This is a genomic window from Amycolatopsis sp. GA6-003, from assembly GCF_046267895.1.
Taxonomy (GTDB): Bacteria; Actinomycetota; Actinomycetes; order Mycobacteriales; family Pseudonocardiaceae; genus Amycolatopsis.
This window is the reverse complement of sequence record NZ_CP176499.1, coordinates 1,302,395-1,315,186: the sequence shown is the minus strand read 5'-3', so window position 1 is coordinate 1,315,186 and position 12,792 is coordinate 1,302,395. Positions and strand designations below refer to the sequence as shown.

Here is a 12,792-nt window from a genome sequence, read left to right as displayed (position 1 = left end):
CGTCAGCCGCGGCGTCCCGCGCGACTGCTAGGCCGGACGCGGAGTGAGTACCACGACCGGAATCTCGCGGTCGGTCCAGGCCTGGTACTTCGCGAAATCCGCGTACAGCTCGACCAGCCGCGGCCAGAGTTCGCGTCGTTCCTCCGCCGACGCGACCCGCGCCGTGACCGGGACGTCGCGGCGGCCCTTGAGGTGCACGCGGGTTTCCGGTTCCGCGCGCAGGTTGAAGTACCACTGCGGATGCTTCGGCAGCCCGCCCTGGGACGCGACGACGACCAGGTCGTCGCCGGACCGCAGGTACAGCAGCGGGGTGGTGAACAGCCGTCCGGACTTGCGGCCTCGGTGGTCCAGCAGCAGGGTCGGCACGGGCTTGCGGAAACCCGCGCCGACGCGCCAGTTGTGGCCGACCCGGCCGTTGGTCAGGGTGAAGACCTTGGCCTGGATTCTGGCCATCTGCTTCATGAGCGCCGCCGTCACCGGCGAGTCCAGGCCCTTCGGTGCTTGTGCGGGAAGGGAAAAACGTCCCATCGTGACCTCCTGGCGAGGGCGGACGCGTCAGCGGGCAGGCGGTTGCGGGCGGTGCGCGGCGGTCGATCCGGCGAGCGGCATCGGGTCGAGGCCGAGTTTGCGGTGGTCCCAGGATCGGACCCGCGCCACGTCGACGCGGAGCGCGACTCGTTTGCGGAGCATGAATTCCACCATCGGCTTCACCTCGTCGGTGTACTCGCCATGGTATCGCTCCCAGATGCCGACCCCGACCGCCCAGAGCGCGGCCGGGTCGTCGACGACCTCGGCTCGTCCTTCCAGCGAGACGCCGCGCAGGGCGTCGTAGGTGAGGCCGTCCTCGATCAGCACGGTGACGCGCGGGTCGCGGCGGAGGTTGACTGCCTTCTGCGCCTTGGCTTTCGTTTCGAACCACAGCACGCCGTCGATGACCGCGTACCACATCGCGACCGCGTGCGGATGTCCGTCGGGGCCGAGCGAAACCAGCGTCGCGGTGCGCTGGGACGCGAGATAGGCGGACACCTCCTCGGGGGTCATCTCGATCTGCGCTCGCTGGTTGGTTCCCATCGGTTCCTCACTTCCTGCGGCGGGCCCCGGGCGGGCCGGCGAGTATCGAGGTCACGACGTCGACGAGGTCCTCGACGATCTGTTCGGTGGTCCAGTCCGCCGCGTCCGGACCGTGCAGGCGCCGGGTGCGGCCGACGTCGCCGAGGACGTTCAGCGTCACGGTCATCGCTTGGGACAGCCGGAAATCGAGCGTCCGCCGGGGGACGCCCGGGCTCAGCCGGTCCAGCAGGTCGACAAAGGCGGCGTTGCGCTCGAAGAACGACTCGGCGACCGCGTCCAGTCCGTCGCCGCCCGTCGCCAGCAGCCGGCCGACCAGCCGGATCCAGGATTCGCCGCCCGATTCGAGCACCGCGGCCACCGGCTGCACGAACGCGCGGGCCAATTCGCGTGCGGTGACGTCCTTTTCCGGGAACTCGCGCAACACCGCTTTCCGCTCGCCGGTCACCTGGCCGAGGCGGCTGCGCAGGACGGCGTCGAGCAGGCCTTCCTTGGAACCGAAGTGGTAGTGGATCGCCGCGACGTTCGTCCGCGCCTCCTGCATCACGGTTCGCAACGACACCGCCCCGACGCCGTGCTCGGCGAAAAGCCGTTCCGCGGCGGCGATCAGGCGCTGTTCGGTGGCCGCTCCGCGAGCGACGGGAATCCGCGCGGCGCCGGTGCCCATGGCGCGGACTCTATCAGTCGATTCAATCAGTTGATAGAGTTTCGGCAGAGCCGGTCGTGCAGTGATGTACGGCCGCGCGGTTCGAGCACTGAAGGCGAGGTCCTCCAGTGCTCGAACCAGACTTTCAGGGAATGAGCACGGTCTTGCCCGCCAGCCGTCCCGAGGCCGCTTCGTCGTGTACGGCGGGGAGATCCGCCAGCGGGCGGCGGTCGGCGACGGTGATCCGCAGCGTCCCCGCGTCGACGCGCCTGGCAAGCTCGGCCAGCTGTTCGGCGTTGCTGGCGACGAAAACCTGAGCCGTCCGGATTCCGCGCCCAGGGTTCTCCGGCGGGGGAGTGGTGGCGCTGACCAGCGTTCCGCCGTCGGCGACCAGATCGGCGAGCGCTGCGATCTCCTCCGGAGTGGTGGGCACGAGGTTGAGCACGACGTCGAACGGCGCTCCGGCAACCGCGCTGGAAGCGAAATCGAGGTGCCCGATGGTCCGGTCCGCCCCGTATTCGCGGAGGCGTTCTTCGGTGCGAGGACTCGACGTCGCGGTGACGGTCGCGCCTGCCTGATGCGCGAGCTGAACGGCGAAACTGCCGACCGCCCCGCCCGCGCCGTTGATCAGGATCGTCTGGCCCGCTTGCAGCTGAGCGTTGTCGAAAAGCGCCTGCCAAGCGGTCAATCCGCCGACCGGAAGTGCGGCGGCGTCGGGCAGTTCGACCGTCTTCGGAGCGGCGGCCAGTGCGTCGGCGGGAACGACGGCGTACTCGGCGGCCGCGCCGTCGGCGTTCATCGGCAGGAAGGCCACGACCGCGTCGCCGACCTGCCGGCCGTCGGTTCCGGGGCCCAGTTCGGCGATCGTCCCGGCGACCTCGACGCCCGGAATGTGCGGGAACGACAACGGAAACACTTCCTGCAGACCGCCCGCGCGGATTCCGAGGTCGACCGGGTTGAACGAAGTGGCGGCGACCTTCACGAGCACCTGTCCCTCGGCGGGCGCCGGCCGCTCGGCTTCTTCGAGGGTCAGGACTTCGCTTCCGCCGTAGCGGTGGTAGCGCACTGCTTTCATGAGATCCTCCGTAATCTGCTTCGAAGTCGAAGCAACCGTGAAGTCGAGTATGCTTCGAAGTCGAAGCAAAGTCCCGAAGAGGTGAGGACGGCCACGATGTTTCGACTTCGAAGCATCTAGACTGTGGCCATGGCGGACGCGCTGGAGCCTCGGGAGCTCACCACCTATTTCGCGCTCATGGAGGCGGTGAGCCTGCTGCAGCACGCCGTCAGCCAGCAGTTGCGGGCCGAGGGCGACCTGAGCTACGTGCAGTTCGAGCTGCTGGCCCGGCTCGCCGATTCGCCCGGGCCGCTGACGATGACGGAGCTGGCCGACGGCGTCGTCTACAGCCGCAGCGGTCTCACGCATCAGGCGGGCCTGCTCGAAAAGGCCGGCCTGGTCACCCGCGGTCCCTGCGCCGACGACCAGCGGGCCACCGTCGTCGGCATTACCGACGCCGGCCGGGAGCTGGTCGCGAAGGTGCTCCCCGGGCACGTCGACGCCGTCCGCCGGTTGCTATTCGCCCCACTGTCCACTTCGGACTTGGACGCGCTGGGCGCCATCATGACCCGCGTCCGCGACCACATGCGCGCCGAACCGCCGCGGTCGGCCACGGCGCGGCGGAGCGCGAAGGGGAGCGGCGTCCTCTAACGCGCATCGTCGTTGTTCTTAGACTGGCGGCGTGGAAGACATCGAGGCGATCGCCGTCCTGCAGGACCCCGTCCGGCGGCGGCTGTACGACTACGTGGTTTCCCAGGACCACGACGTGAGCCGGAACGAAGCGGCCGAGGGGGCCGGGATCCAGCGCACCCTCGCCGCCTTCCACCTCGACAAGCTCGTCGACGCGGGGCTGCTGGAGACGGAAAGCAAACGGCTGAGCGGGCGTTCGGGGCCCGGCGCCGGCCGCCCCGCGAAGCTCTACCGCCGGTCCGCTGCCGAACGGCAGTTCTCCGTCCCGGCCCGCGACTACCGCACCGCCGCAGATCTGCTGGCCGAGGTCGCCGAGGTCGCCCGTCTGGACACCGAACTGCAGGCCGCCGCCCGGCGCGAGGGCCGCGCTGCCGCTTGCCCGGTCGAAGACCTCGCGGCGGCGAAGGAAGTGCTGGCCGCGCGCGGGTACGAACCCCGTCTGGACGACGCCGTCCTGCGCCTCGTCAACTGCCCCTTCCACGTCCTCTCGCAACGGCATCCGGGGCTGGTGTGCGGCATGAACCTGGCGCTGCTCGAAGGACTGCTCGAAGCCGCCGACGGCCTGCGGGCCCGGATGGATCCGCGTCCCGGGCTGTGCTGCGTCGTGGTCGAGCATTCTAAAAATAATGAGAGTTGACATAGAAGGCCCGGCGATGGTGAGGTGAGGGAGTGACGGACCACCACCTCGCCCAGCTCAACGTGGGCATCCTGAGACACCCCCTGGAAGACCCCCGGATGCACGGCTTCACGTCGATGCTCGACACCCTGAACGAGGTCGCCGACAACGCGCCCGGCTTCGTCTGGCGCCTGGTCGAGGACGGCGGCAACGACGCCACCGCGATCCGGACGTCCCTCGGCGCCGACGTCCTGGTGAACATGTCGGTCTGGGAGAACCGCGACGCGCTGTGGGACTACGTCTACCGCAGCGGGCACCTGGACATGCTGCGCCGCCGGTCGGAATGGTTCGAACTGCCGAAGGCCCCGTTCCAGGTGCTGTGGTGGGTTCCCGCCGGGCACCTTCCGACGGTCGAGGAGGCTGTCGAGCGCCTGGAACTGCTGCGGGAGAAGGGATCTTCGCCGCGCGCGTTCGGTTTCCGGGACAGCTACCTGCCCGAAGGCGCCGCCTCCGCGCCGTGACGTCCGCCCCCTTTCGGCGACACGTCCGGCGGGTCGCCCGGCCCGGCCGGCGGGATGGCTAGGGTGTCCGGCGTGGCGAACATGTCCCGTTGGTCGGATGAGAATGGCGGCTTGGACTTCGGTCTGCTGGTGCTGCGGCTGATGCTGGCGGTCGCGATGGGGGCGCACGGGCTGATGCAGGTCTTCGGCCTGTTCGGCGGCTCGGGCATGGCGCACTTCGAAAACCTGTTGCGCGGCTACGGATTCAGCCACAACATCGAATTCCTGACCTGGCTGACCGGCATCACCGAGGTCGGCGGCGCGGTCCTGCTGGCACTGGGCCTGCTGACCCCGCTGGCCGCGGCCGGACTGCTGGGCGTGGCCGTCAGCGCGGTCCGGGTCAAGTGGCCGGGCGGGCTGTTCGGCAGCAGCGGCCCGGGCTTCGAACTGGAACTGACGCTCGCCGCGATGGCACTGGCCCTGCTGCTGACCGGCCCGGGCTGGTACGCCTTGGACCGGCACACGGCATGGCGGCAGAAACCCCTCGGGTTCGGGGTGGGCGGGCTGTTCTTGTCCATTTGTGCGGCGGTGGGGGTGGGTTCGCTGTTCTGATCGCGAACGGGGGCCGGGAAGATCTGGAAAGCTGGCCTCGTGTTTGCACTTGATGACAGCGGCGTCGAGCTGAACGCGGAGTACTCCGTGGCGGGCGACGGCGGGCGGCTGAGCCTGGTCATGGAGAGCGCGGGCGGCCGGGGAGCCGGGGAGCAGCCGCGCAACCATCAGTACAACTCCGCCTTGGAGCTGCTGCTCGGCCGCCTTCGCGACCGGCAGGCGGTCGTGGTGTCCGGGGTCGTGGCGTCGAAGCAGGCTGCCCGCCTGCCGGAGGCCGAGCGCAGCATTGTGCCGAGTCCGATCCATTTGGCCGAAGAACGCGATCTCGAGGCGGTGCGGCGGCAGATCACCCGGGCGTCGGGGAAGGTCGGCCTGAAAGACGGCGCGACGAAGGAGGGCAACAACCAGAAGCGGATCGAGCTGCGGCTGGAGATTCCGGGCTACGGTCCGGACGACGCCGAGCGGCTCGAAGCCGATCTAGCGGCACCTTCGCCGAAGACGCTGCAGCCGTCCGCGAAGGAACTGCTCCGGGGTCTCATCGGCGAGACGATCTCGACTCCCTCCGGCGAGGAAAACCGGATTCTCCAGGTCGGGACCGAGTCGGTGCTGGTCGGGACCGACCAGTCGCCCGAAGGGCAGTCCGTTCCCCTCAAGGACGTCCAGCGCGGACTGGACGTGCTCCGCGCGCACGGCACGCTCGAGGTTTCGGTCGAAGAATTCGGTCACGGGAGCAGTTTCGTCGAGGCGATGCTGACTAATCTGCCGCACGTCAGCAGTACCCCGTCCTCGCCGACCCTGACGCTGGACAGCGCCGGAACCGAACCCGACCCGACCGACGTCCACTACGGCGAGCTGGACGTGCGGGCCCAAGTGAAAGTCCGGGCCGAACAGGGCAAGCTCCGCCGGTTGCTCGCGGGCAACCGCAAAACCGCACCCTGCGCGTTGTGCGGCGACGAGTTCCCGCTCGAATTCCTGGTCGCCGCGCACGTGAAGAAACGGGCTGCCTGCACCGACGACGAACGGCGGAATCTCCGGGACATCGCCATGCTCGCGTGCAGTTTCGGCTGCGACGTGCTGTACGAATCGGGCTGGGTCACCGTCGACGCAACCGGTCGCATCCGGACTGTCGAACTGGACGAACTTCCTGCCGGGAGTCTCGCGCTGCGCATGCGCCATCTGGCCGGACGCCGCTGCGGAGCCCACCGGGAAGCGTCCGAACCGTACTTCGCGTGGCATCGCGCGACCACGTTCGTGGGCAACCTGGCCGGCTGAGCCGGGGCTCAACGCCGTAGCGCTCCCGCCTCCGTCCTGCTATCTTCCTCCCAACCGCTTGCAAATCGCAATCACTCGGAGGCTCGCCGTGCCGGACACCACCTGTCACATGTCGATGTCGTTGGACGGCTTCGTCGCCGGGCCGGAGCAGAGCAGGGAGGATCCGCTCGGGAAGCGGGGGCTGGAACTGCACGGGTGGCACCTCGGCGATCCCCGCGCGACTGACGCCGACCGGGCCGCCAGCGGATGGCTTTCGCGGCCTCGCGGCGCGTATGTGATGGGGCGCAACATGTTCGGTCCCGTCCGCGGCGAGTGGGACGAGGACTGGTCCGGCTGGTGGGGTGCCGAGCCGCCGTATCACGCGCCGGTTTTCGTGCTTACTCATCACGCTCACGAGCCGATCGAGATGGAGGGCGGGACGACGTTCTCCTTCGTCACCGGCGGGTTCGACGCGGCCTACGCTGCCGCGTGCGAGGCCGCCGGGGACAAGGGCGTCGACATCGCCGGGGGAGCCTCGACCGTGCGGCAGGCGCTCAACGCCGGGGTGATCGACGAGTTCGCTCTCGACATCGCGCCTGTCCTGCTCGGGTCGGGCGAGCGGATGTTCGACGGGGTGGAGAGCTTCGGCTTCGAGCCCGTCGAGGTGCTGCATTCGCCGCTGGCCACTCACATCCGTTATCGCCGCGTCAGTTCGTAGGCACCTCCAGCGTCGCGGCGAGCAGGCTGCGCGTGTACGGATGGGCGGGGGAATCGAGCACCTGGCCAGTGCGTCCGGATTCGACGGCCCGGCCTTCGCTGAGCACGACGACCTCGTCCGAAATGCTGCGCACTACCGCCAGGTTGTGGGTCACGAAGATCATCGACGGACCGTCGTTCATCAACGAGCGCAACAGTTCCACGACCGACGCCTGAACCGAAACGTCCAAGGCGGACGTCACCTCGTCGCAGATGATCAGTTTCGGTTCGCACACCAGTGCCCGGGCGATCGCGACGCGCTGGCGCTGGCCGCCGGACAGTTCCGCCGGGTAGCGGTCGGCCAGCCGGGCGGGGATTTCGACGCGGTCGAGCGCGGCGCGGGCGCGGCGGCGGCCTTCGCGGGCGGTGACGCCGAAATAGTGCCGGAGGGCGACCAGCAGGCCGTCCTCGACCGTCCGATGCGGACTCAGCGAGCCGTAGGGGTTTTGGAAGACGTACTGCAGCTGACGTCGCGTGCGGGAATCTCGCCGGGCCGCGGAGGCGGGGATCGGCCGGCCTTCGAAGGCCACCGTGCCCTGCTGCTCGGGGTGCAGCCCGGCCAGACAGCGCGACATGGTGGTTTTGCCGCTGCCGGATTCGCCGACGACGGCGAGGCATTGGCCGGGGCGCAGGTCGAAGGAGAGGTCGAAGACCACCTGGCGGCCGCGGTAGCTGGCGTTCAGGCCGGAGACCGACAAGAGGGCCGGCTGGTCGGCGGGAGGTGCGTTCGGCTCGGGAGCGCGCGGGACACCCCGTGCCGTCCGAGCGACTTCGTTCGCGTGAAGGCACCGCGCGAGGGTTCCGGAAGCTGCGCGGGCCAAGGCGGGATGCGTTGTGCGGCAAGCGGTTGTGGCGTGCTCGCAGCGTGGCGCGAAGGTGCACCCGGCGCGGGCCTCGTCAATGCTGGGAGCCCGGCCGCGGATCGGGACCAGCCGGTGCCGGTGGGTCGCGGACGGCACGGCCGACAGCAGCGCGCGGGTGTAGGGATGCGCGGCGCGGGCGAGGACATCGCGGGCGGCGCCGTGTTCGACCACCTCGCCGCCGTACATGACCAGCACCTGGTCGGCGACGTCCGCGACCACCGCGAGGTCGTGCGAGACGTAGATCGCCGCCAGGTCCTGGGTCCGGCACAGGTCCCGGACCAGGCCGAGCACCCGCGACTGGGTGACGACGTCGAGCCCGGTCGTCGGCTCGTCCAGCACGATCAGCCGCGGCCCGGCGGCGAGCGCCATCGCGAGGGCGACCCGTTGCTGCTGGCCGCCGGAAAGCTGGCGCGGGCGGCGGCGCAGGAACGCGTCGTCGCCGGGCAGCCCGACGGTGTCCAGCAACTGCCGGACCCGGGCCAGCGCGGGCTGGTCCATTCCCTCGGTCAGCTGGGTCGACACCCGCAGGCTCGGGTTGAGCGCGGTCGCCGGGTCCTGGGGCACGTACGCGACTTTCCGGCCTCGCGCGCGCCGCAATTCCGCGGCGGGCAAGGAAAGCAGGTCGACGCCGTCGACCACGACCTGTCCGCCCGTGATCGTCGCGCCGGCGCGGGCGAAGCCCAGCAACGCGAGCGCGAGCGTGCTTTTGCCGGAACCCGATTCGCCGACGACGCCGAGGACTTCGCCGCGGCCGAGTTCGAACCCGAGATCCCGCACGATGGCGTTCCCGGCGGCCTCGACGGTCACGCCCGACACCGAGACTTCCTTGGCCACGTCAGCTCTTTCCTTCCGTGCGGCTGACCGTCCGGGCGACGGACTCGGCGACGAGATTGCCGCCGAGCGCCATCATCAGGATCAGCGCGATCGGGGCCAGCACGGGCAGCGGCGCGGCGGCCAGCCCGTCCTGGTTCTCGCTGACCATGAGCCCCCAGTCCGGGGCGGGCGGCGCGATGCCGAAGCCGAGATAGTTCAGCGACGCGATCGCGGTGACCGCCCACACCAGCCGCATCCCGGTCTCCACCATCAGCGGCGACGTCACGCCGGGCAGCACCTCGCCGAGCACCAGCTGCCGCCCGGGAAGCCCGTTCGCCTTGGCCCACAACACGTATTCGCTGTCGAGCACCGGCAGCGCGGCCCCGCGCAGCACTCGCGAGACGCCGGGCGCGAACGCCACCCCGACGAGCGACGCGGTGAGCAGCGGATGGCGGCCGAACGCGGCCACGAACACCAGGACGAAGATGGTCTCCGGGAAGCTCAGCACGATGTCCATCGCCCGCATGAGCACGGTGTCGGCGATCCCGTCGCGATAGGCGGCGGTCAGGCCGATCAGCGCGCCGAGGACCACGCCGATGGCGGTGGCGAGCAGCGTCATCCAGGTGAGGGTGCCGCCCCCGGACAGCAGGCGGCTGAGCACGTCCCGGCCGAGAAGATCCGTGCCCAGCGGGAATCGCGCGCTCGGCCCTTCCAGCGGCGGCGCGACGATGGCGGTCGGCGGCCACGGCGCGAGCAGCGGGCCGAAGACGACGACGAACCCCGTCGCGGCGAGCAAACCGAGCCCGAGCCGCGCGCGTCCGGTCCGGGCCGCGCGGCGCAGCACCGAGACGCTCATCGGGCCCGCCCCGTTGCGGCGAGGACGTCCGCGAGGAGATTGCACAGGTAGTACGTCGCCGCGAGGATCAGCACGCACGCCTGCACGACCGGCAGATCGTGCGAGTTCACCGCGCTGACCAGGGCCGTGCCGAGGCCGGGATACGAGTAGACGTATTCGACCACCACGACGCCGGTGATCGTGACGGCCGCGACCAAGCCGGCGGCGGGCAGGCTCGCCGCGATGGCGTTGGGCAGCGCGTGCCGGAACAGGATGCGCCTTCGCCGGAGTCCTTTGAGGACGGCCATCTGCGTGTATTCGCTGTCGAGCGCGTCGATCACCGAAGCGCGGACCAGGCGGCCCAAGTACATCACCCCCATGAACGTGAGCGTGGCGACCGGAAGCACGAGTTCCGCCGGATGCCACCACGGCAGATCGCCGGGCGGGATGTCGGAGACTCCCGGCAGGACACCGAGCATCGAGGTCGCGAAGAACGCGATCAGCAGCATGCCCACGACGAACGGCGGCAGCGCCATGCTCAGCGACGTGACCGCGACGAACGCCTTGTCCGCGAAACTGTCGCGCCGCGCGGCGCTGAGCACCCCGGCGGCCACCGAAAGCGGCAGGATCAGTGCCATCGAGAGGAAACCGAGGGTGAACGAGTTCACGATCCGCGGCCCGAGGATTTCCGCGACCGGCTCCCGGTTCTGCAGCGAAACCCCGGGATCGCCGGTGAGCAGTCCGCCGAGCCAGCGGCCGTACTGCGTCAAGAGCGGCTGGTCGAGCCCGAGTTGACGGCGCAGCGCGGATACTTGCTCGGCGGTGGCGTCCTTGCCGAGGATGATCCGCGCGACGTCGCCCGGCAACGCTTGCGTCACCAGGAAAACCAGGATCGAGACCAGCAGCAGCACGAGCACGCCGAGCGCGAGCCGGCGCGCGAGCCAGCGGGCGGTCATCCGACGGTCACTTCGGTCAGGAACGACAGCGGGCGGCCGTTCACGTCGGGCACCAGCCCGTGCACCGTCGGCCGGTGCGGCATCAGCACGTCGGAGAACGCGGGCGTGATGTTCGGGCCGCTCGTGTACTCGATCTCGTGCATCTGGTTCATCAGCGCACACTGGTCTTTTTCGGGCGAGGAGAACAGTTTGCCGGCGAGCTTCACGAACGCGGGGTCGTTCCAGTTGGCGCCGTTGCCGATCCGGTCCGGCAGCAGCGAGCCGAGCACGGACGGCAGGTAGGGGACCGGGTTGTAGTCGACGTAAGCCGGCCACTTGCCCCATTTCGCCAGCAGTTCCGGCGTCGGGACCACGTTGACGCTCACCTTGACCCCGGCCCGCGCCGCGTTCTGCGCGAAAACCTGGGCCAGTTCCGACATGCCGGGCAGCAGGCCGTCGGTGGTGATCGCGAACGCCAGGTCGCTCTGCCCGGCTTCGGCCAGCAATCGTTTCGCCGCGGCGACGTCGGGAGTCCGCTGGGGAATGTCCGGCGCCGCACACGGGGGCGCGGTGGTCTCGTAATCGTTCGCGATCCGGGCGTAGCCGCTGAAGACGTTGGACACGATCTGCTGCCGGTCGACCAGCAGCCGCAGGGCCTGCCGCACCCGGACGTCGCTGAACGGCGGGACCGCCGTGTTGAGCCCGATCCGCAGGCTGAAGTTCCCTTTGCTGTCCAGCAGCCGGATTCCGTCCCGGCCGACGAGCGACTTGGCGATCGTCGGGGTGGTGTTCGACGCGATGTCGACCCGGCCGGACAGCAGCGCGTTCGCCTGCGCCTGCTGGCTCTGGTACTCGACCAGCTGGACGGCGCGGAGCTTCGGCTTCCTGCCCCAGTAGCCGTCGAACCGCTCCACTGTGGACTCGCGGCCGGGGGCGAACGACTTGACCGCGAACGGCCCGGTGCCGATCGGTTTCGCCGGAGCCGACCCGGTTTTGGTCATCGGCAGCAGGACGCTCGCCCAGATCTCCTTGAACGGGCTGAACGGCTCGGTCAGTCCCACCCGGACGGTGAGCTTGCCGAGAGCCTGGACCGAGCCGGGGTCGATCATCTGGATGAGCGCCAGGCCCTGCGCGGCGTGCGCGGGATCGCGCAGGTATTTGATGCTCGACACGACGTCGGCGGAGGTGAACTCGGTCCCGTCGGTGAACTTCACGCCCGGGCGCAGCGTGATCGTCCACTGTGTCCGGTCGGCGTTCGGGGTCATGCCGGTCGCGAGCCGCCATTCGGCTTTGCCCGCCGGGTCCAGCGCGGTCAGCCCTTCGAAGAGCAGGGAGCTGCGCAGTTCCTGGATCGGGCTCTGGCTGCCGACGTAGGGATTGAGGCTCTCGCCGGCGTCGGCGGAGACGGAGACGCGCAGCGTGCCGGGGCCGCGCGCGGCCGCGTCGTCGGGAGGGCTGCAGCCGGCGACCAGCGCCGCGGCGAGCAGGAGGGTGGGCAGGCAACGGGGTCTGCACGACACTGGGGACCTCCAGGGAAGCCAGAAATCTAAGCAGTTAGACAAGCCCGGCGTCGCCACAGGGTACGGCCAGTTCCGGCGTGAGGGAAGAGTCTACAAGTGGAGAAGCTAATCGTTTAGAGTGTGCCTTTCGGCCCCGGTCGGCGACCAGAGAGGAAGCAGCCGCATGACCAGTCCGTACGAGCGCCTGTTCGTGAGGAAAATGCCCAACTGTCTCGACGACCTCGTCAACGAGGGAGCCGCGGCGGGCGTCGTCGAACCGCCCAACGTCGGCGAATCGCTCGCCCTCATGCGCGCGAAGGAGGTCCCGGAGAGCAAGATCCACCTCACCTACACGTGGATCGGCGAATGCGACACTCCGGTGCAGTGGGTGAAGGAGCACCAGCACGACTACGACGAGGTGCTGATCTGGCACGGCAACGACCCGGCGAACCCGGACGACCTCGGCGCGGAGATCTACCTCGACATCGAGGGCTTCCGGCACGTGATCACGACCAGCGGTTCGGTCTACCTGCCCGCCGGGACCCGGCACTGCCCGCTCGGCTTCACCCGGGTGGACCGGCCGTTCCGGTTCAGCGCGCTGTCGCTGAATCCGGAGTACGCCTCGGACGAGCACAACACGCTCGCGCCGTAGCG

15 protein-coding genes are annotated in these 12,792 nt (G+C 69.7%); 7 read left to right on the top strand and 8 right to left on the bottom strand.

Annotation, left to right across the window (positions count from 1 at the left end; translation table 11 throughout):
* Positions 1-27 precede the first annotated feature (27 nt).
* The 4 genes from F9C12_RS05615 to F9C12_RS05600 all read right to left on the bottom strand — a co-directional run bounded on the left by F9C12_RS05615 (position 28) and on the right by F9C12_RS05600 (position 2,789).
* Positions 28-528, bottom strand: coding sequence for a nitroreductase family deazaflavin-dependent oxidoreductase (locus F9C12_RS05615; protein ID WP_409180904.1), 501 nt, complete (start codon positions 526-528; stop codon positions 28-30).
* 27 nt (positions 529-555) lie between these two features.
* Complete coding sequence (locus F9C12_RS05610) at positions 556-1,071, bottom strand: pyridoxamine 5'-phosphate oxidase family protein (RefSeq protein WP_409180903.1); 516 nt, start codon at positions 1,069-1,071, stop codon at positions 556-558.
* A gap of 7 nt (positions 1,072-1,078) precedes the next feature.
* Positions 1,079-1,735 carry a TetR/AcrR family transcriptional regulator gene (locus tag F9C12_RS05605; protein WP_409465047.1) on the bottom strand — a complete coding sequence of 219 codons (657 nt, stop codon included), beginning with the start codon at positions 1,733-1,735 and terminating at the stop codon, positions 1,079-1,081.
* A 124-nt stretch (positions 1,736-1,859) separates the two neighbouring features.
* Positions 1,860-2,789 (bottom strand): NADP-dependent oxidoreductase, encoded by a 930-nt coding sequence (locus F9C12_RS05600; protein ID WP_409465046.1) that lies wholly within the window; start codon positions 2,787-2,789, stop codon positions 1,860-1,862.
* A gap of 129 nt (positions 2,790-2,918) precedes the next feature.
* Here F9C12_RS05600 and F9C12_RS05595 point away from each other — a divergent pair, with 129 nt between their 5' ends.
* From F9C12_RS05595 to F9C12_RS05570, 6 genes are all read left to right on the top strand, one after another.
* The gene (locus F9C12_RS05595) at positions 2,919-3,419 is read left to right on the top strand and encodes a MarR family winged helix-turn-helix transcriptional regulator (RefSeq protein WP_409465045.1); all 501 of its coding nucleotides are present in this window, start codon (positions 2,919-2,921) and stop codon (positions 3,417-3,419) included.
* A 31-nt stretch (positions 3,420-3,450) separates the two neighbouring features.
* Positions 3,451-4,095, top strand: coding sequence for a helix-turn-helix transcriptional regulator (locus F9C12_RS05590; protein ID WP_409465044.1), 645 nt, complete (start codon positions 3,451-3,453; stop codon positions 4,093-4,095).
* Positions 4,096-4,127: 32 nt separating this feature from the next.
* Positions 4,128-4,595: a DUF3291 domain-containing protein gene (locus tag F9C12_RS05585; RefSeq protein WP_409465043.1), complete on the top strand. Its 468-nt coding sequence runs from the start codon at positions 4,128-4,130 to the stop codon at positions 4,593-4,595.
* A 111-nt stretch (positions 4,596-4,706) separates the two neighbouring features.
* Entirely contained in the window at positions 4,707-5,186 is a 480-nt protein-coding gene (locus F9C12_RS05580; RefSeq protein ID WP_409465042.1) for a DoxX family membrane protein, read from the top strand.
* Between the two features lie 39 nt (positions 5,187-5,225).
* Positions 5,226-6,458, top strand: coding sequence for a hypothetical protein (locus tag F9C12_RS05575; protein WP_409465041.1), 1,233 nt, complete (start codon positions 5,226-5,228; stop codon positions 6,456-6,458).
* A 109-nt stretch (positions 6,459-6,567) separates the two neighbouring features.
* Positions 6,568-7,155: a dihydrofolate reductase family protein gene (locus tag F9C12_RS05570; protein ID WP_409180895.1), complete on the top strand. Its 588-nt coding sequence runs from the start codon at positions 6,568-6,570 to the stop codon at positions 7,153-7,155.
* Here the strand turns inward: F9C12_RS05570 and F9C12_RS05565 are convergent.
* Genes F9C12_RS05565 through F9C12_RS05550 form a run of 4 tightly spaced genes read right to left on the bottom strand, consistent with a single transcriptional unit; the run spans position 7,145 to position 12,159 of the window.
* Positions 7,145-8,890, bottom strand: coding sequence for a dipeptide ABC transporter ATP-binding protein (locus tag F9C12_RS05565; protein WP_409465040.1), 1,746 nt, complete (start codon positions 8,888-8,890; stop codon positions 7,145-7,147). The two genes, F9C12_RS05570 and F9C12_RS05565, sit on opposite strands and share 11 nt — an antisense overlap.
* 1 nt (position 8,891) lies before the next feature.
* Complete coding sequence (locus tag F9C12_RS05560; protein ID WP_409180893.1) at positions 8,892-9,725, bottom strand: ABC transporter permease; 834 nt, start codon at positions 9,723-9,725, stop codon at positions 8,892-8,894.
* Complete coding sequence (locus F9C12_RS05555; protein ID WP_409465039.1) at positions 9,722-10,660, bottom strand: ABC transporter permease; 939 nt, start codon at positions 10,658-10,660, stop codon at positions 9,722-9,724. The genes F9C12_RS05560 and F9C12_RS05555 overlap by 4 nt, the downstream gene beginning before the upstream one ends.
* Entirely contained in the window at positions 10,657-12,159 is a 1,503-nt protein-coding gene (locus tag F9C12_RS05550) for an ABC transporter substrate-binding protein (RefSeq protein ID WP_409465038.1), read from the bottom strand. The genes F9C12_RS05555 and F9C12_RS05550 overlap by 4 nt, the downstream gene beginning before the upstream one ends.
* Positions 12,160-12,322: 163 nt before the next feature.
* On the opposite strand from F9C12_RS05550, the gene F9C12_RS05545 reads away from it, so the two are divergent.
* Positions 12,323-12,790 carry a hypothetical protein gene (locus F9C12_RS05545; RefSeq protein ID WP_409465037.1) on the top strand — a complete coding sequence of 156 codons (468 nt, stop codon included), beginning with the start codon at positions 12,323-12,325 and terminating at the stop codon, positions 12,788-12,790.
* Positions 12,791-12,792: the final 2 nt, after the last annotated feature.

Bases quoted from the DNA above. Each gene is read 5' to 3' on its own strand.
- F9C12_RS05595 (WP_409465045.1), top strand. From the start codon at position 2,919: ATGGCGGACGCGCTGGAGCCTCGGGAGCTCACCACCTATTTCGCGCTC.
- F9C12_RS05600 (WP_409465046.1), bottom strand. From the start codon at position 2,789: ATGAAAGCAGTGCGCTACCACCGCTACGGCGGAAGCGAAGTCCTGACC.
- F9C12_RS05545 (WP_409465037.1), top strand. From the start codon at position 12,323: ATGACCAGTCCGTACGAGCGCCTGTTCGTGAGGAAAATGCCCAACTGT.
- F9C12_RS05560 (WP_409180893.1), bottom strand. From the start codon at position 9,725: ATGAGCGTCTCGGTGCTGCGCCGCGCGGCCCGGACCGGACGCGCGCGG.
- F9C12_RS05555 (WP_409465039.1), bottom strand. From the start codon at position 10,660: ATGACCGCCCGCTGGCTCGCGCGCCGGCTCGCGCTCGGCGTGCTCGTG.
- F9C12_RS05610 (WP_409180903.1), bottom strand. From the start codon at position 1,071: ATGGGAACCAACCAGCGAGCGCAGATCGAGATGACCCCCGAGGAGGTG.
- F9C12_RS05570 (WP_409180895.1), top strand. From the start codon at position 6,568: ATGTCGATGTCGTTGGACGGCTTCGTCGCCGGGCCGGAGCAGAGCAGG.
- F9C12_RS05615 (WP_409180904.1), bottom strand. From the start codon at position 528: ATGGGACGTTTTTCCCTTCCCGCACAAGCACCGAAGGGCCTGGACTCG.
- F9C12_RS05605 (WP_409465047.1), bottom strand. From the start codon at position 1,735: ATGGGCACCGGCGCCGCGCGGATTCCCGTCGCTCGCGGAGCGGCCACC.